A 23,732-nucleotide genomic window follows, 5' to 3' on the forward strand; every position below is an offset into this window, starting at 1 on the left:
GCTCAGGTAATTAAATTAACCCGATTTTGGCTCCAATTTCACCTAATTGTTTCAGAAGATATGGCTATAAAGTTGAATTAAGCCATTATTTCTGATGTCAAAGGATCAACTCAATGCCTTCATGGAGCGGGTTTCAGCTGACGAAGGTCTGCGGTCTAGACTTAAAGCAGCAACAAGTCCCCAGGCTGTCGCTGAAATAGCCAAGGAACTTGGTTACACAGTTCCTGTGGATGATTTGTACGCAGGTGATTCCCTTTCAGCACAGGAACTTGAAGCGGTTTCCGGCGGTGGAGGTGCCAAGGTAGAGAAAAGCTGTTCTTGGGGATGTGTTTGCAAGCAGTCCCTCCCACATGAAGTCGGTTATCCTAAAGAATGAGATCGTAGATGTTGGCAAATTGCTCTCTTTTGAGGGCAATTTTTGATTCGTGAAAGGGAACACCTGTCTCCTCAGCGCTTCAGTCTTGTCGTTGAAGTGAAGTGATGATCACCAGACCGAAATGCTCTCGCTGCTGCGGACTGTCCAGGATGTGAGCCCCTTGCTGATCGCGATTGTCATGCAGGCCGTAGCCTCAGCCATGTGCGAGTTGTCGTCATCCATCGGCCCTGCCTTGCCAGGGGCTTATCCTTCTTCAATCTCGCCAATAATCCCACAAATCAGCCTCCGATACCTGGAACGATTGAGCGCAGTAAATATTAGCAAAAGACAGTTAATGCCATTAATGCTATAACCGTTAAAGACTCCTAATGTCCATGTCAGAAGAACAACTTAAAGCGTTCATTCAGAAGGTCAAAGCAGACAACAGTATTCTGCAGAAGCTCAAAGCTGCAAAGTCACCTAAAGAAGTAGTTTCTGTCGCCAAGGCGCACGGTTATGAAGTTTCTGTAGAAATGATCAACAAGCTTGGCGATGAAGAATTAGAAGCTCTGGTTGGAGGTGATTGCATTCAATGTACAAATTATACTGCCTACTACCGCCATGCGTCGTTTTGTTAGTCAACTGTGCAAAGCTCTTAAATCGTGATCCGATAACCCAAAACTTGTCGTCAAGTGCACAAGACTGCCTTTTGATTGTTTCAAAATAGTTAGCGCTTCCCTTCTCATCATCAGTGATTCTTTTGTGTTTTGTTGCTGCAACATTCAGCACAGAGCCACTATCTGATTATTGCTATCAACAGTTTGGAGATAAATCATTCATGTCTGAAGAACAACTCAAAGCATTTCTGGATAAAGTCAAAGGAGATACTAGCCTTCATGAAAAGTTCAAAACTGCCAAGTCAGCGGATGATGTGGTGAGTCTTGCTTCAGATCTTGGTTATAGGTTTACTGCCGACCAGCTCAACCAAATCAGCGAACAAGAACTTGAAGGGCTTGCCGGAGGCCAGGCCTGTACTCCTTGTACCTTTGATACAGGGGGAGGGTCAGTTAGGGCGATGAATTGACTCGTCCATTACCTTCGCTCTAAATGTTTGATGCAATCATCTTCACTAAAAAGGAGCAGGGGCCATCAGCTTATACCATTTAATTTCCGTGCAATTGCTATAAATACTGAAGATATCTCACTTTCATGTCAGAAGAACAATTGAAAACCTTTATTGAGAAGGTTCAGGGAGACGACAATCTGCAGGCGAAGCTAAAAGCAGCTGCTGATCCTGATGCAGTAGTCGCGATTGCGAAAGAAGCAGGATTTAGCATCTCGGCTGACGAATTGAAGAAGGCTCCTAAGAGGCTATTTCAATCAGAGATTTCTGAAGAGGAGCTGGAAGGCGTGGCTGGTGGCAACAAGGACACTGATTGTTTGGGCTGTATGGATACAGCTCCAACGAAATAAGGTAATTCAGTAATTAAAGCCCCTGAGGATGCTGAGGGTTTAATTGCTGAAATAGCATGATGAATTCCACTAATCATCCTCTGGTGCTTGGTGCGATTGAGTGCAGTAATTATTAGTTAATGATGCTGCAGTAATACGTTGCGATAACCCCTAAACACATTTGATGCCCATGTCGCTAGAACAACTCAAAGCCTTCCTTGCCAAAGTGAAAGATAATTCGAATCTTCAGGAGAAACTAAAAACAGCTAAGTCACCTGAAGATGTTGTAGGTATTGCTAAAGAACATGGTCATGATTTCACTTCTGACAACTTCGGTCATCTCAGTGAAGAGGAGCTGGAAGGCGTGTCTGGGGGACAGTGCTACATGTCACCTTGGATTCCTAGCTTAAAGGATTAATAAGAGCATTAAGACACAAACACTCGAAAAGAAATCCCAACCCTAGAAAGTTTCACAATTAGCTCACTCAGCCCAAGTCCCACCAGTGGCAGGGGTTTTTTATTACTTCAATAGCCTAACTAATCCCATGAATAAGCCTCCAATATCTGGCACGATTGATCGCAATTGAGCAGAGATGTTCAAGCCTAAATCACAATTTAAGCCTTTTATCAACTAGACACTCCGGCCAAGACCTTCAATCAACAGCCGCATCCACCGTGCTGCCCGAGCACCGGTCGATCGTTTGACCCGGGGGGGCAGACATTGACTATGGGCCGGTCCTGAACCCATTCCAACTGGCTTTTGCCATCACAAGCAAGCACGGTGCTGAGACCAGGCTCTGCTTCTTTCCATGATCGAAGTTGACCAGGATTTTGCGGGGTCGATCGGCATTGGCGCGACGTTGCTGGAGCGCCCTAACAACACATTGGGCATCCGGTGGCTGCCTCTTCTCTCCGCTGCCAAAGCTCCCAGGCAAATTTCTCTGACCGCAGTCACCAAATCCAGCGTTACGGCTTCCACCTCGGCCTCCTGAAGGCAGTTGTGCGTTCAGCTCTGTGATTGATGGCCTGTCTCGTTGTTTCTGTTGAGTTGTTCCGTTCGGCCTGTTGAGATCGGCAGATTAGGGCCATAGTCAGAATGGGTGTAAGGGCAACTGACCAGAGATGAGTTTGAGAGAACGCTTTGCTGATCTTTTGATTCGAGCTGCCTGCCGTATCGCACCACCCGTCAAATCCGATGAAATCAGGGAGTTGACGCTGCGGTTGGAGCCAGAACAGGAGGGTGAATCCCTCATCGACTCCACTTGTGCGGATGCTGCCGATCTGCCTTCGGTGGAACCCTTATCGCTTGATCAACGCGTGATCAGTCGCTCAGTCAAAACCCTCAAGGCTGAAGCGATCAGTTCCCTTGCCACCCTTCATGCAGCCCACTTAGTCGGTGCTTCCGTCTGGGACGAAAGGCGAATCGCTGCTCGGATCAATGCCGCTTCTGGTGTCAAAGCTGCCAGTCCTGAAGTGCTCGCTGAGATCGAGGGTCTGGCAGTGACCTGGCAAAACGATCTCTCCGCCATTACCAATGCTTTGCAGCAGGTTGCTGCCATCAGTTGCCCAGAAGCACCGATCTCTCAGGACCTTCGACTGGAGGGAGAAGAGCAGGACCTTGCAGCAGACCTCATTGAGTCCTGTTCAGTTGAGCTCACTAGGCATCAGTTGGAATTGGCCATCCCTCAGGACGACAACGATGAGCAAGAACACAACGATGAACAAGAGCACACTCATGAGGGCTGATTTGTTGACTTCAGCTCACAGGAGCAATCTCTGTGATGCGAATGCTGTCTGAGGGGTTGACCCAACTGAAGTTGGGGCGAGTCGGTCACGATTGAGACTGCATTGAGTCATTGTGGTTTGATGCCTAACAAGGAATACAGGATGCCAAAAGCTGCTGGACTGGATGTTTGTTCCCATCAATACAGAACTGCTAGGAGCTGGTTGATCGCTGCTGCTGTCGAGATTCGCTTGATCATTGTTCAGAGGACGATCGAGCGCGCTTGAAGCTGATTGCAGCTCCAGAAGTACAGGATTCTGAAGCAATGATTCCCGAATTCAATGAAGAGATGAATCAACATACTGATCTTGTTCTGCAGCAAGCGATCGCGACTATCTCTATTCTCATCTCAAAGAATTACAATATAACTGTTATGAAAAAAGAATTTTAAAATCGGTCGCCATTGGATTGGTTGCATTGAAGCAACATTTGAAATATGAAAGACCATTCCAGAATTTCATGAAATCAGCTTCTCTTTACTGATTCCAGAGTGTTTCTTAACTTGATTAGTTGTTAGCCTGGTGTCTCAAGGTGCTGAAGTCAGCTCAATGACAAATAACATTGTATTCAGGTTTTACCCACACTAAGGGTTGGTTTGGATGGCTCAGGTTTTCAGCCACTGAAGAACGGAGACCACTCCCACACTCACCAGAACACCAACGAAAGCTTTAAAGAAGTCTTTGGCAAGCTGATTGAATGCTGCCAATGGCGTTGAAACTTTTATTCGGGCAACCAAGGCTAATTCGCGGCCAGCCAGCAAGCCAAGAAAGACCCATGTGGTGCTCATCGGAATCACGGATAAGCTAAGTGCTCGTGCAAATAAAATTGTTCCAAATACTAAGTCGCAAAGTGTTGCTGACCGGATATCACGAATATTAGCCTTTCTACGAATAATCTTCTGTACAGCTCCTCCACCCCATGCGAAAATCAATGCAATAGAGCAGCAGATTACAAAAATACTGATTAAAAGTTCAAAAAAACTGAGTTTTCTCGGCAGGTAAACATAGAAGCTGGCTGCATTCTGAATCATCCACTGACACCATAGCCAGGCAGTACTGAACCATTGAAGAATTAACCACCGTCGTGGTAGCTGATGGCTGTCCTGTGGATTGACGACAAATCGTCGCTCGAGAATCCATAACGTCAGCCCATAAACCACAGCTGAGGCCATCAGCGCGAAGACTCCGCCGAAGATTGATGTAGTAATCAGTGCAGATGTTTGTATAGGTGAAAAAGCAGCCAACACGAGGATGGAAGTCCCGACCGGTGCACCCCACCAGGTAAGAGCCGCCACGGTCAATGGTGGGATCAGATAATAAAGAGTGAAATTACCTGGTAATGGGAACTGAGACAGCAGTCCCCACGCAGGATCACCTGAATATATAAACCAGCCGAAAATCAATATAAAGGTTGTTGCCAAACAGATCCATATCACCTGCAGATGAATGGATGTTCTTCCACGATTACTGACCAGGAAGGTGCCCAGGGTCTGTAGAGAATCATTGGCGGTGCAGGCTGCTACGACGAGAACAAAGCCAAGGATCTGAAAAATTTGGCTGTTCATGCTTTATGATTTGGCCAGATTGAACAAGCCTTTAAAAAACTAATTTATACAGAATAACGTCGTTTTTTCAATTGCTTAATTAAAACAATAGATCCAGTTTGTAAGTGCGAAATGGCTTGGGATGGGGTATGGGATTCAAATCAATTTGATGCAAATAACATCATAGTAAATTTAATTTTAGAGATTCCATGATAATATTTTTTACCAATTAATATAAGATTTAGGACTGGACAATGATACCAGCACACTTTTTGGGATTGCGCAGAAAGGTCCTTGTTATGGCTGTTGAGTAGGTGATTTCGTCATCACCAGTTCTTGTTGTTATCGGATTTTTGAAGTTCTATTCCTTCAAAGAGGTTTTGGTTCGCTGTCATAGTATTGATGGTCAAGAGTGCAACCCATGAAGATGGCACTGACCTTGGCAGAAATGCAGGCAAGCGTATTGCGTGGCATGGGACTGGGATTATTGATTTCTTTTTTCCTGGTTCTCTACGGCATCATCTTTAACCCATTCTCTGGTCCTGAATTGGAGACGTTTGATGAGAAGCTTGTTGTGTTTGGTAGGTGTTCGCTGATCCCATTGTTTGTACTCATCTTCTCCATTGCAAGAATTGCTAGGTACCGCTTCTTTTCTAGTGAAGATATAGATTCGACTGCGGTTGCAGTACCATCTTCATCACTTTTATGCCTTCAATCCATTCTCCAGAACACTCTTGAGTAAACGGTTCTTGCTGCGATTGTCTATTTTTATGGATCCTGATGACTCCCTCTGTGTGGTTGTCAGTACTTCCTCTCTCTGCCGGTTGCTTCCTTGTTGGACGGATATTGTTTATCACAGGATTCCTTAAAGGCGCTGCTTCGAGAGCCATCGGTTTTGCCTTGACGTTTTACCCAACAGTCATTCTGTTTGTGTTGGTTGTCTTCAGCGCATTACGTTCTCTTCGCTGAAGTCCTTTTGAAAGCTGTGAGTCCTCCTCGGCAATTCTCAGGTCGTTGGTAACGATAAGAACGAAATTATTTTTTCTTTGTTTAAACATTTTTGTTTATATCACCCTATCTTTGATCAAGGTCTGATCTAAAGTGCGAATCATGTGAATCGTATCGACTTCAACCTGAGATGATTCATCATCACTGGAAGATGCTCTATCTCACAATTCTTGCGATAATTCGTCGATCAGGTTACTCAGTTCCCTCCACTGATTTTCGATCGATTGGGTGAGTGCAAACTGAACCTCAGCACGGTCAAGATTGTGTTGAGGCCTTGTTGTGCGGAAATAACGGTCACCGGAAAGATGGTCTGTGAGAAAGCGGATACCGAGCTCAAGGGGAATCAGACGAATGCAATCAGGCATATAGCGGAAATCCTCCGGCGTGAGGAATGATCGACCCACGGATAGATAACCCTCAAGGATTGCCCGGCAAAGATCCAAATCAAAGCTGACGTTCTGGGCATCGAGAGCCTCTTCGCCCGATCGATTGCAGCAGGAACGCAGACAGTCACCGATGTCGTAATGAACAAGGCCCGGTTTGACTGTGTCGAGGTCGATCAATCCCACGGCTTGTCCGGAGGCGTTATCGATCATCACATTATTGATCTTCGGATCTCCGTGGATTGGTCGCCGCTTCAGTTCACCTCTTGCACAGGCCTGCTCAAGAACGTCGATCCCTGTCCTTCGGTTCTCGATGAAGGAGACAGCATTGGCGATGCGATGGCTGTTTCGATCATTCGCCCTGGAGAACACCAGGTCAAATTCGGCAAGGTAGGCCGGGGCAATGTGGAAATTTTCCAGCGTGTCAGCCAGTTCGTCAGTGGCCAGATCACTGATCAGGTGATGAAACATGCCCAACCCGTAACCCAGTTCGCGGGCATGCAGGTCGTCTTGAATCACATCCGTCGTGGTTGCTGCACCAATGTGGGTGATGGATCGCCAGAACTCACCCTGATGCTCAACCCAGTGTCCGTGGGCATCGAGGGTCGGCAGAACTTTGGGAACCTCCCAGCGTCGGCCCAGGAGTTCCGGTGGTTGCTGGGCAAGACGCTGCTCAACGTGGTTGCCCAGTTTCAGCAGATTGCTCATCACCAATTCAGGTTGTTCAAACACCTCAGTGTTCAAACGCTGCATCACGAAGGCTGATCGTGATGCACTGCGGTTCAGTGTCACCAGAAAAGTGTCATTGACATTTCCTGACCCCAGCTGGCTGATCCCGTCGATCTGTTCTGGCGGGTGGAACAGTCCAGCGATGGTCTCCAGGATCGAGTTGGAGCTGGAGAATGGGGAAGGCACGTCGAATCGCATGGGTCTCATCACGAAACATGCCGTGTTCTTCCCCCACTGCCAGCGATGAGTGTGCGGAAAATCAGGCGGGAAGGCGGCAGCATGGTGAGCGATATTTGAACGGCACGGGTGCCACGAATCCTTCACACCGCTGACTGGCAGATCGGCAAGCCCTATCGCTGGATCGAAAACTCGCAGAAACAGGCTCGTTTGCAGCAGGAGCGTGTTGATGCGGTTCTAAGAATTGCTGAGCAGGCCAGTCAGCAACAGGCGGACGTTGTGCTGGTTGCTGGTGATTTGTTCGACTCGAGCACTGTGGCCGCTGACATGGTCATGGAGGTGCTGGAAGCGATCGGATCGATCCCATCACCTGTAGTTGTGATACCGGGCAATCATGATCACGGCGGAGCCGGTGGCATCTGGAGGCGTGAAGATCTGCTCGGGCAGATGCGGCAGCGTGCCGCCAACCTCCAATTGCTGCTCAAGCAGGAACCGGTCAGTGTTGCTGGGATCACTCTGTTGCCATGCCCATTGCTTCGGCAGCGGGAGAGCCGCAGCCCGTCTCTCTGGCTTAATCAGCTCAACTGGACTGAGCTCGATTCTCTGCAACCCCGTGTTGTTCTGGCCCATGGCTCGGTGCAGGGTTTCGGTGGCGAAGCCCAGGTGAATCAGCTTTGCCTCGATTCCCTTCCCCGGGATCAAATCGATTACATCGCTCTCGGCGACTGGCATGCGCTGATGGAGATCGATCGCAAAACCTGGTACAGCGGCACACCGGAACCCGACCGCTTTCCGAGCGGGCCCGATGACCTGAGGTCACAGGTTCTGCTGGTTGATCTGGAGAGAGGTCAACAGCCGATCGTGAAGGTCCAGTCCACCGGTCGAATGCGCTGGCATCGGATCACCATGACGCTCAACGGCGATGCCGATCTGGCCCGCTTGGAGCAACAGCTGGCCGAGTCTGTCGGCAGTCGCGTAGGGCGCGACCTGTTGCGGCTTGAACTCAACGGTCAACTGGGTCTCCAGGGACACCTCCAGCTGCAGGACCGTTTGGCGCTGCTCAGTCAACAGCTTCTTCACCTGCGTCTGCGAGGCAAGCTGCACCGTCAACCAACTGCCGAGGAGAGGGATGAGCTGCTGCTTCGGATGGACAGCCCCCTGGTCAGCACGATCGCTGCTGGTCTTCAGGAGGAGCTGCAGAGCAATGCTGATCCTCTGGTTGAGCAGGCTCTGATCGAATTGCATCGTCTTTGCGCCAGGGATTCACTTGCAACGGTTCCAGTTGCCACGCACCCTGTGACCACCGACTCATGCGCCTGATTCGCTGCCGGCTGGAAAGCGTTCGCCGTCATCGAGCTCTGGAGATTCCCTTCGCTCCAGGGCTGACTCTGATCGGTGGTGCCAATGAATCCGGCAAAAGCTCGCTTGTGGACGCGATGCATCGGGCTCTGTTTGTGCGCGCCTCTGCCACCGGAGCTGCCATTCGTGATCTGAGATCTGCCACACATGCAGGCCATCCGCAGGTGGAAATCGATTTCGATGTCGGCGGGCAGCGTTGGTCGTTGTTGAAATGCTTCAGCGGTGCCGGCGGAACCTGCCGCCTCAGCCGAGCTGGTCAGCAGGTTTTGCTCGGTGGAGATGCCGAGGATCAACTGGCCGCTCTGCTTGGAGTCGAGGAGATCATCGGCAGCCGCCAGGTGAACCGTGTGCTTCCCACCCGTTGGGCACATCTCTGGGTGATGCAGGGACTGGCCGGTCGCAATCTGCTGGAACTCAGTGGCGAGCACTATGACCTCAAGGGATTGATCACGGCTCTGGAGGGACAGGCGGAGCAATCGCTGCAGTCGCCGATCGACCAAAAGGTCTTCAACCAACTTGAACAGCTTGTTGCCTCCAGTTTCACCAGTCGCGGGGTGAAACAGAACAGTGAACTGTGGAAACGTCGGCAGGAGCTGCAGCAGGCTTCTGAACGCAAGGCTGAAGCACAGGATCGTCTGCTCAGCTACGAAACGGCCTGCATCGAGCTCGATGCGAACGAGCAGGCTCTAGATCAGCTGGAGTGTGATGCACCAGAAGTGCAGACGCTGCGTCGGAAGCTTCTTTCACTGAAGGATCTTCAACAACAGTTAGCCCCGCTGCGTCTTCAGCAGACCCAATGGCAGCAGCAATTCAGTGTTCTGAATCGTCTGGCGCAGGAGATGCAGGCTTCACAAACAACGATGAAGGCGCATCGACTGGAGCTCGGTGTGATGAACGATTCCGCAGAAACTCTTGCAAGCAATCTCGCTCGACAACGGGGTGCCTTCGAACAACTCGACCGCAAACGTCAGGCGCTTGAGGAGCGTGGCCATGCTCTGCGACGTCGTCAGGATCAGCAACGGCTTCAGCAACGCATTGAGAGCATTCGTCGTCAAAGCGATCAAAGGACCAAACTGGAACAACAGCAATCTGTGCTCAAACAACAGCTGATGCAATTACCAGGGCGTGATGCCAACGCTCTGGCTGCCTTGCAGGCTCAGCAATCTCAGCTTCGTGAGCTGGATATTCGTTTGCAAAGCATGGCATCCAGGATCGAATTGCAGTCTTCAGACACGACTGTGCGTCTTGATGGTGAACAGCTCAGGCAAGGCGACGTTGCACAAAGGACGGGGGCTTTCCGAGTCGATGTCGGTGAAGGTGTCACCCTGCTTGTCAGTCCTGGTGAAGGAACAGGCCTGTCTTCACTGTTGGCTGAGAGGGCACGATGTGAGGCTCAGTTGGTGCACAACCTCAAACTCTGGGGGGTTAGCAACATTGAAGCTGCGGAGGCTCAGTTGCAGGAACGTAAGGAGCTTCAACATCAGCTCGCTGTTCTCGAAGCACGTCTTCGTCAGCTGATGGAGCAGCACCGTGGCGAGCAGAAGGGTGGTGAAACTCTTGAACAACTTGATCAGCAGCTCGCCGAATTGCAACAACATCAAGATGAGCCAGACCTTGCCGCGGAGGAGGATCTCGAGCAGGCCTTGAACAATTGTCGCAAGACCTATCAATCAGTCCAGGAACAGGTTCGCTCTCTGCGTTCCGATTGTGATCGTGCAGAACGTGAACAGAACGGACACACCAAGCAGCTTCAGGAGCTGCAGATTCGACTGGAGCGTCAGGAGGCACGGCATGCCCAGCAGCTTCAACAGCAACACGAGATCGAGACACGGCATGGCACAGCCAACACAATCGCCGACGATCTCAGGAAGCTGTCTCATCAATGTGAGCAATTGCAGGACCAACTGCTTGTGTTGAGTCGTGATTGTGGCCTCAATGTCGACGCCGACGTTGAGACATCACTGTCTGCATTGGATGCCCGTGAGCTGAAGCTCATTCGTCAGCGTACGGATCTGAGCCGTGAACGCGGCTCATTACTGGAGCGCTGCGAACGTCTCGGAAGTCGGGAACTGCATGCAGAACTGGAGGAAGCTTGTAATCGTCTGGAGGTGGCCCAGCAGGCAGAACAACAGGAGACCCAGCTGGTTGAGGCACGCGTGCTGCTTCTCAAACGATTTCAGGAAGCACGCGCCGATCTTTCACGGCGCTACTCATCACCACTCAAGTCCAGCATCAACCGTTTCATTGCTCCATTTCTGCAGAACCCCGGCGACAGCTCTGAGCTCCGCTTTGATGCCAGCGATGGTCTGAAGGATCTGCGTCTTCAACGTTCAGGTCAGACCCTCGAGTTTTCACAACTCAGCGGAGGACTCAAGGAACAACTGAATGCCGCCGTTCGCCTGGCCATTGCCGAGGCCCTGCGCGATGGCCATGACGGCTGTCTTCCTTTGCTGTTTGATGACGCCTTTACCAACAGCGATCCGTCGCGACTGGAAGCGGTGGGCTGCATGCTCCGGCAGGCTGTCGATCTGGGTCTTCAGGTGGTGCTTCTGAGTTGCGACCCTGATCCCTACCGAGAGATTGCTGATTCAGTGATTGATCTCGATCATCACTGATGTTCTGGAATGGGTGGGTGCTGACTCAGAGTGCGTTTTCGATCACATTCATGGCTTTGAGGTAAGCCGGTGGTTCGTCGGCTGTCTCTGATTCCTCGATGCCGTTGTCATCCCGAATCAAGCGACGGGCGTTATCGGCAATCACGGCATTCACCAGTAGATCCATCGCTTCTGGTTGATCAAGGTTCTGGATTGCTTCTGCATAACGCCGACTGTGGGTGGGTCGTACCGATTCCTGGCAGTAGGTCGACAACTCCCGGCTTTCGGTCATCACCGAAAACGCCACATCCTTGGTGGTGGAATTTCCATAGATGGCCATGTAGAGCAGGTTCACCATCGAAGCGTCGTGAGCGGGAATGGCGTACTTGCGCACGATCTGTGGCCAGTAGCGCAGCGACTTGAGACCTTCCAGCCCGCCTTTGCGCAGACCTGCCTGTTCACACCAGTTCTCCAGCTCTTCCATTGAGTGCGGACAGCGATTTTCGGCTCGCATGTGCTCTGCCAACACCTGCCCTGCATGGAAATTACGGGTCGGCGTTCCCGAAACCGGCAACATCATGCTGCCGCGAACATCAGCCACCATGGCTGTGAGTTGCGCAAAGGTGTGGTCGCGCACCTTCTCCATGTCTCCGCCGCGCACCAGAGCGGCCTCGATTCTTTGGACGCCATACCCGAGCTCTGTCAGGGCAAACGGTTGGCGGTTGTAGAGCCTTTGGCGATTGCGCCTGGCCATTGACACCGTGGCTGCCTGATCCAGGCACTGGTCCAGCAAAAGCGTCAGCAGGGTTGGAAGCACACCAGGGTTGTCCTGGTGGTAGGCATACCCGAAGCCGGCAAACACCGACGACATGTTTTTTGCTGCCTTGATGTACTGCCCCTCGATGTTGTGAACGCCAGCTGAGACCTGGATGTTCGGGGATAATCGATCCAGCATTCGTGCTCCAAGCAGTGCTGTCAGTGCGTTGGGATGGCAGAAGTTGGCCGTGAAACTGTCGAGAGGATTGCGCAGAGCGCCATGGCGGTGAAACCCTGAGAAAAATCCCAGGCTCGGGACTTTTTCGCACAGCACATACGACTCGTTGGCCAGGTTGTCATGGCTGAACGATCCGGCCAGACAGGCCAGTACAACATGTTGGCGTCCCAGTTGATCCCGGAGTTGAATCGCTTCAAGCAGGTCTTCTTCCACATGGTTGCTGTTGGCACTGAGCACCACCAGCTCGCAGCGCCTGAGCAGGTCAGCCAGGGTGTTGGGCTGACGTCCGCCATCGCCTGGATGGCTGCCCATCCGCTCCATGACGGCAACGTGCTTCGGGTCCATGCCGTCTAAATCAGACTGCGAGAACGCACCGAGCAGCTCACGCTCCGGTCTTGGGGCCAGCAGCAGATTGTCCTCGTCCTTCTGCTGCATGGCGCAGTTGTAGGCGAGAGAAGCGGGATAAAGCCCCACGCTGTAGAAGCCGACCTTTCCGGTTTCCAACTCCCAGATTCGTTGTCGAACCTGATCTCTGTCGAGGCTTGGTGGAAAGAAGCCGTTTGAGTTCAACAGTGCCGCAGTGCTGAAACTCATTGCAATAACTGAGAAAATTTGGTGAGCAAGTGGTCGAGGCTCAAAGTGGCCGGCGGCTGATATCGCTGTTTCTGCCCTGATGACTGGTGTGGACACCGATGGATCTGTATCAACCGCATCAATGATCCGTCTGATGACCTGAGCTGGAAGACTGTTCCTCGGGGCATCAACAGTTTATCTCTGCAGGTCTTGTGAGCGATTGAATCGGATGATCATCATGTACTGAGCGGCGCAATATTAAGCGCCCGCTATCCCTTTCAGATGCTTTGTGGCAGTGGAGGTTGTTCAGGCAGCGATTTGGTTAACCAGAAAAAATGCAATAGATTTAATTTCCGGTAATCGAAGATCAATCTTAACTATAACTCATCGATTTAAAACAATGAACAAAAAGATTCAAAAGAGATTATATTGAATCCATCTAAAAAAACGATCCACCAATGTCTAGTCGAGAAAGAGCTTGAAGTTTAGAAGGAATAAGAACAGGAACAACATACAGATTTGGTTGCTGAAATTATATCAACGCATGGGTTTCAGATGCTTAATCAGAGCCAAATCGAGGAAAATGCCACAATTAATCCAGCCTTTCCAGCCGGAATCAAAACCTCGACAAGCCGATGCGAATAATTGAGAGATAGACAAGTCAACCAAGGAATTGGAATTGTCTACGATGGAAGGAACCAATAAATGCTGTAACGACTCATCACGAATGAATACCCCAAAAGCATCTATATCATGTTCAACTAGCGCTTGATAAGTCTTATACCGAAGACTGATGATTTTATCCGTTGACAGAGAATCCCTGGGATCTGATGATTTAATGTTTAAAGACAACTCATGCAAAGAAAAGTTGGGCAAAAATAAATCAGATGTGAACTTAAAAGTGTTTTCTTGATCCAGACAACCATCTGACCCTATTGCTGACTGATCAATTCGATCAATATAATCCATGCAAAAACCAAGCTTATGTGCCAACAAATCTATGTTATTCAAATATAATAATTTGGATAGGGAATCAGTAATTCTAGAGTTTTCTTTGTCAAGCCATGAATTTAAAGAGTGAAATGCGGTTGATAGCGTGCTCAGATTGGATTGTTGAAAGAAACCTGGACGGAGAAGTAAAAGACTCAAATAGGCATCCAATGTTGAGGCTATGCCAGAAAGACTATAAGGAATAGGCTCTGAAATGTATAAACAGTTAGCATGAAAATTGTATAAAATAACAGGAGACATTGTTGAACTTTCAACAAATTGCTCCAAATAATTAGATAGCCGATTGAAAAGTATCAGAGCAAAGTCCTGTGATTCATCTCTATAGGTGAGGTTTGATTGTTGTTTAAGATTATCAGAACACACCAGTAATTGAGAAGGTGAAATAGATGCGTGAAGAGATGCGCTAAGCGATAGGAGCTCAAGTTGATGTGAAATATAAACAGGAGAATCTAAGTTTCTGAGATGCGCATCAATATCAAGACTAAACGTGCCAACGGCATTCATAGAAGAATCAAAAAGATTGTACTGATCAAAATCTGAATAAAAGTATGGAATATCTCCGTTATCTAATTGGATAACTTCTGAGGTGAGTGCTAGATTTTCATCCCAGGAAAAGTCGCCATAAGATGTTGTATGTATTTGATCTGATAGCGTCTTCACCAAGTATGTCCATCTTTGAAGGCCTGTGATGCAGTTTTGCAATGAGAAAAGATTTCTTTGAATGTCATAGTAGTCAAAGGTGGATCTCCGAATCACACGAGTTCGCCCCTTAAATGTATGCAATAAATTGGCAACATTTTTTTTATGTTTTATCATTAAACTATGAGCTTGAGTATAACCAAGCTTAATGGAATCAATGAACTCAAAAGGAAAACACTGACCCTCTACATCAGGAAGATGTTCGGGATGACTCCACATAGAATCATCGTTAAGCAGATGTGGCCAGCGATAATTAGACTGATAACTTAAACATCCCATATCTTGAAACATGGAAGACGATGACATAGCCATAGGCTGTGCCAATGCCATCGTCATAAGCACCGATAAAGCAGGATCTAAGGATATGTCTCTTTCAGAACCATTTTGATTACGGAGTCGGAAGGGAGATATCGAGATCGGTTGCATGATATTTTCATGGTCAATGAAAATAAAACCTTCAGATGTGCAAATTAAGTTATCAAACCAAAGATCGGTATGTCGACTCAGATGGGCAACAAAAAGTTCGAAACCAAATTTTTGATAAAGTGATGGCCATCGATCTCTGGCTACTTGCGAGTAACTAACTCCTTCCTCAAAAAATCCATTTGATGCCAATAAACGAGTTCTTTGAGTTGATTGATAGTGAGCTGGCGGGGATAGACAAGAACAAATTGAATCCCAAAGAATTTCACCATCATAAAATCTTGGTTTATAAAAAATAAATTGCCTTGTCTTCGTACAAGACAACTTCAAGACCGACCTAGCATTATTGTGTGGATCACCAAGGCCATCAAACAGCAAAAACTCAGTTGGCATGATTAATTTTTGAATCTCATCTCTGCAAACATCAAAGTCGTTTAAAAATAAAAGTAACTCTTGGATCTTGTTGGAAAGAATTACAGCGATGCGATAGCAATATAAAAATGCTTGATTGAGGCTGTTTCCCTTGAGAAATTGAGTATTAAATCTTAAGATATGATAGCTTTGTTCCGCTAAACTTGTGCTGATCCTCAAAGTATTAAATTGATAACTTTGAATCGAAGGGAATTCAGTAAATGATTTTTTCAATTCAGAATGAATTTGATATTCGAAATAGTTGGTGAGAGAATTGATATCAATAAGAAATTCAGAAAAAAAAGTGGTTGACAATAGATCAGCGAAAAATTGAAACTCCCGTGATTCAACGAGCTTTAGATCAATGTCTCGGTGAAATAAACTGTTACCGATGGCTTCACTATTGACGCATAGGGAGAGAAGAGAAAGATCGGATGCTTTAATACGGCTGGAAATTGATGCAAGGCTTAAAAATAAACTCCTGATTGACATCGGAGGACCTTAGATAAATTTTATGTGATCAAAAGTGCAATAAATATAGCAAAAGCAAGAACAAAGATTCAAGCCTTGGAGGTAAGATTAATCTATAGTATATGCCTTGACAACAAAGAAGCTATTGATTAATAAATAATAATTTAAGACATGGCTTGCATGAGGCTGGTAGATTTCATGAATGAGCAGCATTAATTTTGAAAAACTGAGTTTAGATACGCAGCTTGCTATCAAGCATGCGATTGCTGTGGCTTGGTCAGATGAGTCCTTTGCAGACATGCTTAGGGATCATCCGCACGAAGCATTAAAAGAACTTGGATATGAATTACCAAGTAACGTCAAATTTGAATTTGAATGACCAGATTATTTAAACTCATCGTTCGAGGGTTAATACCTTGTCTTTTTTAACGATAGATTTAAAAGTTTTCTTCTTACGAAAGTCATTATTCAAGTCATCATATGATACATCAAGCATGTTTGTAATATCCAAGGCTCTCCAGTGAATTGTTTAAAAAGTAAAAAGATTGGAGATTTTTGGATCTTCTTTGTATAATGAAGTATTCGCTTAGTCTATTATGCCATTTGGGGTTCGAAGCGGTAAAATTAGATTAGATGATTTGTATGAAAATCCCACTGAAAAAAGAGCAACGGCTAAAGAATTCATGCTGATGTATGAAAAGCTTGTTAAAGAATCTTGGGATGATCAAGAACTTCGCGCTCGACTAATAGAGAATCCAGAAGAAGTCTTTAATGAGCGAGGATTTGATACCAGTGAGATGAAAGAAAAAGGTTACAGATTTCGAATGGTTGAGACAGATTTATCTGATCCTGAAACTGAATCAATCAAGATTCCTTTACCCAATAAACCTGCTTCGACTAATCTTACAGAGGAAGAGTTAGCAGTTATTGCTGGCGGTACATCAACTAATGGTAGTGCCGGGTCTGCCAGTACGTTGAGTTGTCCTGCATGTTCAGCAGGATCAGTCGGATCAGCTGGCTGCCAGTGCAATGCGGAGGGGGGGAAGACTAGCAGTCAGACAATCACAGGCATTGTAACCGCACCCTAGGGGGGGGAAATAGGGGATGGTAAAAATTGATCATCAGTATTAATAAGACACTTTTTCAAAAACCATTCATTCGCTGATTACTTATGCCATTCGGAGCTGCCGCAGGAACTTTCGATTTACCCTTTGATAAAAAAAAGGCAGAAGTGTTCATGTATGTCTATGAAAAATTAGTCGCGGAATCATGGACAAATCCTGAACTCAAGGAACGTATGAAGAGTGATTTGACAGGCTTATTTCAAGAACATGGACTCAATACCGAAGGTCGAACAATTGAAGCTTATGAAACACCGTGGGAAGAGAAGCATATTGTCCATTTGCCCCTTCCGAGAAAGCCGTCAAAAGAGAATATCACCGAAGAGCAGCTAACTAAGATTTATGGCGGTTCTAGTTCTTGTGTTGGAAGTGCAGGCACGTCTGGGACTGCTGGTTGTCCCGTAAGCAGTGCCAGTACAAGCAGCTCCGCAGGGACCTCTTGTGGCGGTGCAGGGGTTACCAAGGTAGAACACTCACAAAATATCCCGGTGACCCCTGATTAATGATGGTCGCATAGGCTCATAATTATAATACAATTATTTTGTCGACCATACAGAGTTTTTTGATTAAATCTTAAGGGTGCTGAATAGGTTTAACTTCAATATTTGCAAGTAATTACTGTCGACAAGCCTTTTGTATCTGCCAATAAATTTCTATATTTGCATTTCAGTAAGTCATTGTTTACATATACTTTATACGGCCAAGCTTGACATATTAGCAAAGATTTCTTTGGTGGATTGATCACAAAAAATTGATACGGTTCAACAAGAGCGGAATGTAATATTTGATGCCGTAAGTAATTTGTTTGAGCAAAGTGGCCGTTGAGTACATTGCTAACAAAAGCATGAGACTTGTCGACTCGCGAAACCTGCTCGTTTAACATAAAACAATTCGTTTCATCGTTATGCCTTTTGGGATTCGAAGCGGTTAAATCAGATTAGAAGAATTACATGAAAACTTCACTAAAAAACATACGGCTTTAGAATTCATGCTGATGTATGAATAGCTCGTAAAAGAATCATGGGATGATCAAGAACTTTGCGATCGACTGATAGAGAATCCAGAAGAAGTCTTTAATAAGCGAAGATTTGACACCTGTGAGATGAAAGAAAATGGTTTCAGATTTCGAATGGTTTCAATAGATTTATCAGGTCCTGAAACTGAATCAATCAAGATTCCATTACCCAATAAAGCTGTTTTGGCTAATCTTACAAAGGAAAAGTTAGCAGTTATTGTTGGCGGTACATCGGTTAGTGCTAGTGCTGCGTCTGCCAGTACGTTGAGTTGTCCCGCATGTACAGCAGAATCAGTTGGAAGCCGTTGCTCTGGTGGAAGAAAGACCCCCGAACAAAAAAACCTATCCTGGGTCAATAATTGATCATCACTTCCAGGGATTTAAAAAAAGAGTACACCGATGCCAGCATCATTAAAAGTATTTCGCTGTATCTTACGTATTTCTTGACTGGGAGATAATTTTAAACACAATTTTTTAATCAAACAACGTCTTTTATTTCAGGAGCTAAGTGGCACATATGGGCTTATCATAAATAAAGCAGCTTAATTATTAATGGTGTTCGGCGTCAGGAATGGAAAACTCGATCTGAGCAATTCATTCATAGATGAATCAGTTGCTCATGATTTCATGTTGATGTATGAAAGACTTGTCGAAGAAACATGGTCCGATCCAGCTCTTCGCACTCGATTGATTGAAAATCCAGAGGAAGTATTTGCAGAACGAGGCTTTGATACCAGTGAATTAAAGAAACATGGTATTTCCATTCAGATGTTTGAGACACAGCTTTATGCGCCGGGAGAAGAGCCAGTGATTATCCCCTTACCGAGGAAGCCAGACGCACAAATTATCAGTGAAGAGGAATTAAGTTCTATTTCCGGAGGATCGTCAAGTACTGGTACAACAAGTACTGCAGCAACTGCAAGTTGTCCGCTTGGATCGGCAAGTTCAACAGGGTCATGTGGTGCTCCTCCTTCCAAGCAGACGCAGAGCACGATTATGCATGTAGCAGCAAAACTAGAGGGTGTGGAGTAGTGATTTAAATTTAGTTATTACCATTCTTTTTCTTGCATTTTCTTTCTCCCTTTGTATTTATTATGATTTTTGGAGTCGCTCAAGGACATTTCAAACTCTCTTACGACGAAAATCGTGCTAAACAATTCATGCACATCTATGAAAGGCTTGTGGAAGAGTCTTGGTCAAACCCAGAATTGAGAGAACGCCTGAAATCTGATTTAAGTGGTGTCTTGGAAGAAAATGGTTTTGATACAGAAGGATTTAAGTTTGTGGCTTATGAAACAGATTACAGCAACACGCTACATCTTCCTCTTCCTCAAAAACCGACCAGTGACGTTTTGAGTGAAGAGCAATTATCCTCCTTATCAGAAGGGAGTTCGTCAGCTGCCTGTGCAGGAACCGCTGGAACGATGGGCTGCCCAGCAGGTTCAGCAAGCACCTCAGGTTCAGCTGGAAGCCACTGCACGAAGCCCAAAAAGAATGGTTAAGAACATAATTGGATCTGGAGAGGATATTGCCTTGATTTGACGGAATAATTTTTGAGTGAGATTAGTTATTCTTGAAATATAGCGCATAATAAGTAATAGTTATTTCAGACGTTATTGATTGTCTGCGTTCCAGGTGATTTGCTAGTATAATGGTTAGTATTGTTTAATTGGACTGAGATTGTCTAATATTCATAGGTAAAATTGACAATAATGATCTACTGTTTTCATCTTTATTAAAGCCTTTACAAAGGCTTGATGATTTTTTACACTTTGCATGATCTTTGCTAAGGTTGATAATTAAAATCGTTGCAAGTTAAACTTTATTTTTTAACAGAGCACAAAGTATTGAGCTAAGTTGCCATCATACAATTTAATAGCAAAAGAACAATTGTTGATTATCAAAATTCTGATGATTTGCATCAGTCCTAGGGGTGCAAGCCGGCATAAGTTAAAACTCGCAATATATATGCAAGCTTAGAAATCTGTGGCTAAAATGATGTTGCATCATACTTTACTATTGGTAGTAAGATTATTAAGGCCAACACGCAGGATCCGCTTAAGTCCTTTTAATGACTATTTGTTCGACGACGAGTCTATCGTTGTATCTACATTAGATTCATCTAATGTAGTTTACGACAAATTATTTATTGATATATATAAGCAACTAGAGGGTATAGGCTCTATAGATTTTCATGGATTGTCAGAAAAAATAAATCAGGATTTATCCATATTAATCTTTAAATGTGCCGAATGGATTAGTAAAAACTATTTCATTCTTGATTTCGAGAATGAGCAAATTCAGAATCAATATCTGTTTCACATGCGACTTGGATTAAATCTTAGCGATCTAATATTTGATGAAAATTCTTGCTGTCTAAGAGTAGAAGATCTGACCAAGCAATCTTATCAATCAGATGATAATCAATTGGCAAATTTATATAGTTGTTGTACTTCAAAGCATTTACAGGGTCTAAACATTAGGATTTTTCTCGTTAATGATAAGCCTACCATTGCAGATAAAGAATATATATACCAGGAGATTGCAAACAGTAGGATAGATCGCGATCTATTCCAAATAATTATTTCCACGAAGACAGGTATAATTATCTCCGAACCATTTAATAACGGAAGTAGCCCTTGCTCAAACTGTTTGTTTAATACACTGGAAGAAAGAGATGAAATACGTCTTTATCAAAATAATGTAAGAAGTTCGAAGTTGTCAAACACCAGTTTATTTCTACGAAATTGGTGGAATACAGAATCTTTTGCTGTGATGATCTATGCAAATCTATTAAAACGACTTCATTTATTGGATTCAACATTGCCAAAATTTCCCTTCGTTGAATATATTGATTATCTTAGCATTGATAGGCAACAATATCATGTACTGCGTAGACATCTCTCATGCCAAAACTATAATTGTCAATTTGATTTCGACCCAATTCAGAATCTCAAAGCTGATTTAAACGTTGAAGTTCATCTACAAAATTCTCAATCTGGCTTCCGTAGCCTATCCGCTAATATGTTCATCGATAACGCTGAGCACTTAGTAAGTCCGTTAACAGGTGTCGTTAAATTCCTAACGAAAGTAAAGCAAAGTGAGTCTGATATGTATCATGTTTATAATTCAGGGCATAATTGGGCTGTTCATCTGAATTCAATCAATGATTTAAAAGCAGGATTACGTACGAATTCCCAAGGCAAAGGTGAGAGCGATGCACAAGCAAAAGCTGGAGCCATTGCTGAGGCGATTGAGCGATTTTCACCGTTACACAATAAGGAACAGACTGTTATTTTTAGCGCCCAGTGTGATCTTACTTTGCCTTCCGTTTCATTACAAGCATGCTTAAAATTTTCAGATTTACAATATCAACAACGTGAATTATGGAATGATCAAAATTATCGGTTTGCTAATATTCCTTTCCCAACCAATATGAACACTCAACTTGAGTGGTCAAAAGGCTACGATTTGATTAATGATAGAGAAATACTTCTTCCCTCTGGGTATCTTTTTTTTGGCTATGACTCTGATTATGAAGACAATTTTTATTCCATTGGTTCTTCGAATGGTATATCCGTTGGTGCCAACTGTCAGGATTCAATCATTCAAGGTTTTTTAGAACTTATAGAGCGTGATGCAGTTGGAATTTGGTGGAATAATATGCTTCGGTGTCCGGGAATTCATCCTTCAAAGTTTCATACAAAATATATTGATGATCTTCACTCTTTTTATAAGACAAAGAATAGAGAATTGTATTTTATAGATTTAACAACTGATATCCACATTCCTGTGATCGCTGCTATATGTTTTAGAACAGATAAAAATAAAAAGGATATATTGATGGCATTTGGTGCTCATTTTGATCCTGTAATTGCAGCGCAACGTGCTTTAGGCGAAATCAACCAGTTCTTTCCAGCTGTTTCAGATATTAAAGATGACACTGACTCAAATTATCTCTATGATGATCCACAATCCCTTCAATGGTGGTCTGCCGCCAATTTTGAGAATCAACCCTATCTGGTGCCCTCATCCTATGGAGATCTCCCTTCTAATTATTTTGAGGGTGAAGGTCCATCAACATCTCGTGAACTGCTTGATCAGATAAAACAGCTCTGTATGAATCATAATTTCGATTTTTATGCCTATAACTACACTAAACCTAATATCAATATTTCATGTACAAAAACAATAGTTCCACAATTATCACATTTCTGGGCTAGATATGGTTGTGATCGATTATTTGAAGTGCCGGTTCGTATGGGTTATCTTCAGCACCAAAATAAGGAGACTGATTTCAATCCAATCCCAATGTTCTTATGAACTTTCTTATTCAGTTCCCTGAGTTTATCAAAATTGACAATGCAATCAGACTTCGCTCCGGTGTTATTGATACCATTGTTCCTTCGCAAATCATAGATGATCGGATCATTGCTCTTATCAGTCAACCAATTTCGACAGATTCCTTCGAGCAGCATATTAATGATCTCCTTCCAGTGTTGGCATTTTCATGTGGATTCGGAAGGGTGAAAATATTTTCAGAATGCAGGGGCATTGTTTTTGAGTTAAAGCGTTCTTGCCGTATCTCTCTTAAAAAACATAAAACAATTTTCTTTTATGATAACCATGAATACATTATCCGAACAGATAGTACTAAGGCAATATATATGTCACCTAGTTCTGCTTGGAGACTTACTTCTAAAATTGAACTCATTCCAACTGTCGAAATATTATTGAACTCCGATAGCTCGTTCATCAATTTGATGAGATCTATTTGTGATGAGATCCCCCAACAGTCTAATACATCATCTCAAGACTCAATTGATCAAGCATCTCGGCATATCCCTATTGATATTGTCGATCAATTACATATAGCTCATTCACGCAAGGGTTTCGACCACACACAGCCAATTGGAGCAACCTTCCCCTATGATGTTGATCCTCCTCATCTCTTCTATAAATCAAATAAATCAAAAGCGGATCCTATTTCACTCAATCAATTAGTCTTATCCTCTCTACCTGCTGTTAGTTTTACAACAACAATCTCATCACGACGTTCGCGAAAGAGTCTCGATATCAATCGTTTTTTATCATTCGATGACCTTTCGAGATTTTTAGGCACTGTCTTTTACACTACAAGAATATTTTTGCGTTCAGATGAATATCCTAATAGCTATGATTCATGTTTAAGATTTTACCCAAATGGTGGTGGTGTTCACGAATTAGAGCCTTTTGTTGTTGTCAATCGCGTTTCAGGTCTCGATTCAGGTATCTATCATTATTCACCTTTCCACCACCAATTATCTTTACTCTCTGTTAGTCATTCTGATCTTAAATCGACGATTTCTGAAGCATATCATTCCTCTGGAAAAGAATCACTTCCTGCCGTTTTTATAATATTAGTCTCAAGACTCGAGAGGTTGTCCTGGAAATATGAGCGAATGGCATACCACGTTACCCTTAAGAATACTGGAGTGATTTTAGGTTTTATGTCACAAGTAGCTTCTTTGCTCAATTTATATGGCTGCCCAATGGGCAATAGTGACTCATTCCGGTTTAGTCAAATTATTGGAGAAGATCCACTCAAAATGCCTGCAGTCGGAGAATTTTGTCTGAGTCCCAGTGATTAGT

22 protein-coding genes are annotated in these 23,732 nt (G+C 45.0%); 18 read left to right on the plus strand and 4 right to left on the minus strand.

All coding sequences use genetic code 11. The features are described 5' to 3' along the window. The first annotated feature begins 94 nt into the window (after positions 1-94). From SynBIOSE41_RS08105 to SynBIOSE41_RS08135, 7 genes are all read left to right on the plus strand, one after another. On the plus strand, positions 95-376 hold the full coding sequence (locus SynBIOSE41_RS08105; RefSeq protein ID WP_186540420.1) for a Nif11-like leader peptide family natural product precursor: 282 nt from the start codon (positions 95-97) through the stop codon (positions 374-376). A gap of 374 nt (positions 377-750) precedes the next feature. Next, the gene (locus SynBIOSE41_RS08110; RefSeq protein ID WP_186540422.1) at positions 751-993 is read left to right on the plus strand and encodes a Nif11-like leader peptide family natural product precursor; all 243 of its coding nucleotides are present in this window, start codon (positions 751-753) and stop codon (positions 991-993) included. A gap of 200 nt (positions 994-1,193) precedes the next feature. Beyond that, positions 1,194-1,439, plus strand: coding sequence for a Nif11-like leader peptide family natural product precursor (locus SynBIOSE41_RS08115; RefSeq protein ID WP_186540424.1), 246 nt, complete (start codon positions 1,194-1,196; stop codon positions 1,437-1,439). Positions 1,440-1,564: 125 nt separating this feature from the next. Beyond that, positions 1,565-1,828, plus strand: a complete 264-nt coding sequence (locus SynBIOSE41_RS08120) for a Nif11-like leader peptide family natural product precursor (protein WP_186540426.1) — start codon at positions 1,565-1,567, stop codon at positions 1,826-1,828. Positions 1,829-1,997: 169 nt separating this feature from the next. Next, positions 1,998-2,225 carry a Nif11-like leader peptide family natural product precursor gene (locus SynBIOSE41_RS08125; protein WP_186540428.1) on the plus strand — a complete coding sequence of 76 codons (228 nt, stop codon included), beginning with the start codon at positions 1,998-2,000 and terminating at the stop codon, positions 2,223-2,225. Positions 2,226-2,616: 391 nt separating this feature from the next. After that, positions 2,617-2,799: a hypothetical protein gene (locus SynBIOSE41_RS08130; protein WP_186540430.1), complete on the plus strand. Its 183-nt coding sequence runs from the start codon at positions 2,617-2,619 to the stop codon at positions 2,797-2,799. Between the two features lie 130 nt (positions 2,800-2,929). Beyond that, on the plus strand, positions 2,930-3,553 hold the full coding sequence (locus tag SynBIOSE41_RS08135; RefSeq protein ID WP_186540432.1) for a hypothetical protein: 624 nt from the start codon (positions 2,930-2,932) through the stop codon (positions 3,551-3,553). Positions 3,554-4,194: 641 nt separating this feature from the next. Here SynBIOSE41_RS08135 and SynBIOSE41_RS08140 read toward each other — a convergent pair. Beyond that, entirely contained in the window at positions 4,195-5,154 is a 960-nt protein-coding gene (locus tag SynBIOSE41_RS08140) for a hypothetical protein (RefSeq protein ID WP_186540434.1), read from the minus strand. A 400-nt stretch (positions 5,155-5,554) separates the two neighbouring features. Between SynBIOSE41_RS08140 and SynBIOSE41_RS08145 the strand changes: the two genes are divergently transcribed. Then, the gene (locus tag SynBIOSE41_RS08145) at positions 5,555-5,875 is read left to right on the plus strand and encodes a hypothetical protein (protein ID WP_186540436.1); all 321 of its coding nucleotides are present in this window, start codon (positions 5,555-5,557) and stop codon (positions 5,873-5,875) included. A 427-nt stretch (positions 5,876-6,302) separates the two neighbouring features. On the opposite strand, the gene SynBIOSE41_RS08150 is transcribed toward SynBIOSE41_RS08145, so the two are convergent. Then, positions 6,303-7,451 carry a phosphotransferase enzyme family protein gene (locus tag SynBIOSE41_RS08150; protein ID WP_186540438.1) on the minus strand — a complete coding sequence of 383 codons (1,149 nt, stop codon included), beginning with the start codon at positions 7,449-7,451 and terminating at the stop codon, positions 6,303-6,305. Positions 7,452-7,559: 108 nt separating this feature from the next. Between SynBIOSE41_RS08150 and SynBIOSE41_RS08155 the strand changes: the two genes are divergently transcribed. Together SynBIOSE41_RS08155 and SynBIOSE41_RS08160 are read left to right on the plus strand one after the other, a co-directional pair. Continuing rightward, the gene (locus SynBIOSE41_RS08155) at positions 7,560-8,750 is read left to right on the plus strand and encodes a DNA repair exonuclease (protein ID WP_186540440.1); all 1,191 of its coding nucleotides are present in this window, start codon (positions 7,560-7,562) and stop codon (positions 8,748-8,750) included. After that, positions 8,741-11,404: an AAA family ATPase gene (locus SynBIOSE41_RS08160; protein WP_186540442.1), complete on the plus strand. Its 2,664-nt coding sequence runs from the start codon at positions 8,741-8,743 to the stop codon at positions 11,402-11,404. The genes SynBIOSE41_RS08155 and SynBIOSE41_RS08160 overlap by 10 nt, the downstream gene beginning before the upstream one ends. Positions 11,405-11,429: 25 nt before the next feature. Here SynBIOSE41_RS08160 and SynBIOSE41_RS08165 read toward each other — a convergent pair whose 3' ends face one another. Together SynBIOSE41_RS08165 and SynBIOSE41_RS08170 are read right to left on the minus strand one after the other, a co-directional pair. Further along, a complete protein-coding gene (locus tag SynBIOSE41_RS08165; protein WP_066906257.1) occupies positions 11,430-12,971 on the minus strand; it encodes a hypothetical protein in 1,542 nt (513 codons plus the stop codon). 516 nt (positions 12,972-13,487) lie between these two features. Continuing rightward, entirely contained in the window at positions 13,488-15,986 is a 2,499-nt protein-coding gene (locus SynBIOSE41_RS08170) for a DUF4135 domain-containing protein (RefSeq protein WP_186540444.1), read from the minus strand. Between the two features lie 181 nt (positions 15,987-16,167). Between SynBIOSE41_RS08170 and SynBIOSE41_RS08175 the strand changes: the two genes are divergently transcribed. The 8 genes from SynBIOSE41_RS08175 (at position 16,168) to SynBIOSE41_RS08210 (ending at position 23,731) form a co-directional block, all read left to right on the plus strand. Beyond that, positions 16,168-16,344, plus strand: a complete 177-nt coding sequence (locus SynBIOSE41_RS08175; RefSeq protein WP_170953583.1) for a hypothetical protein — start codon at positions 16,168-16,170, stop codon at positions 16,342-16,344. Positions 16,345-16,561: 217 nt separating this feature from the next. Beyond that, on the plus strand, positions 16,562-17,053 hold the full coding sequence (locus SynBIOSE41_RS08180; protein WP_186540446.1) for a hypothetical protein: 492 nt from the start codon (positions 16,562-16,564) through the stop codon (positions 17,051-17,053). An 83-nt stretch (positions 17,054-17,136) separates the two neighbouring features. Further along, positions 17,137-17,589, plus strand: coding sequence for a hypothetical protein (locus SynBIOSE41_RS08185; RefSeq protein ID WP_186540448.1), 453 nt, complete (start codon positions 17,137-17,139; stop codon positions 17,587-17,589). Positions 17,590-18,188: 599 nt separating this feature from the next. Further along, the gene (locus tag SynBIOSE41_RS08190) at positions 18,189-18,464 is read left to right on the plus strand and encodes a hypothetical protein (RefSeq protein ID WP_186540450.1); all 276 of its coding nucleotides are present in this window, start codon (positions 18,189-18,191) and stop codon (positions 18,462-18,464) included. Positions 18,465-18,653: 189 nt separating this feature from the next. Beyond that, on the plus strand, positions 18,654-19,133 hold the full coding sequence (locus SynBIOSE41_RS08195; protein ID WP_186540452.1) for a hypothetical protein: 480 nt from the start codon (positions 18,654-18,656) through the stop codon (positions 19,131-19,133). Between the two features lie 32 nt (positions 19,134-19,165). Beyond that, positions 19,166-19,603 (plus strand): thiocillin family RiPP, encoded by a 438-nt coding sequence (locus tag SynBIOSE41_RS08200; protein WP_186540454.1) that lies wholly within the window; start codon positions 19,166-19,168, stop codon positions 19,601-19,603. Between the two features lie 577 nt (positions 19,604-20,180). Further along, positions 20,181-22,424, plus strand: coding sequence for a YcaO-like family protein (locus SynBIOSE41_RS08205; protein ID WP_186540456.1), 2,244 nt, complete (start codon positions 20,181-20,183; stop codon positions 22,422-22,424). Beyond that, positions 22,421-23,731 (plus strand): SagB family peptide dehydrogenase, encoded by a 1,311-nt coding sequence (locus SynBIOSE41_RS08210; protein ID WP_186540458.1) that lies wholly within the window; start codon positions 22,421-22,423, stop codon positions 23,729-23,731. The genes SynBIOSE41_RS08205 and SynBIOSE41_RS08210 overlap by 4 nt, the downstream gene beginning before the upstream one ends. Position 23,732: the final 1 nt, after the last annotated feature.

The organism is Synechococcus sp. BIOS-E4-1, assembly GCF_014279995.1.
GTDB lineage: Bacteria > Cyanobacteriota > Cyanobacteriia > PCC-6307 > Cyanobiaceae > Synechococcus_C.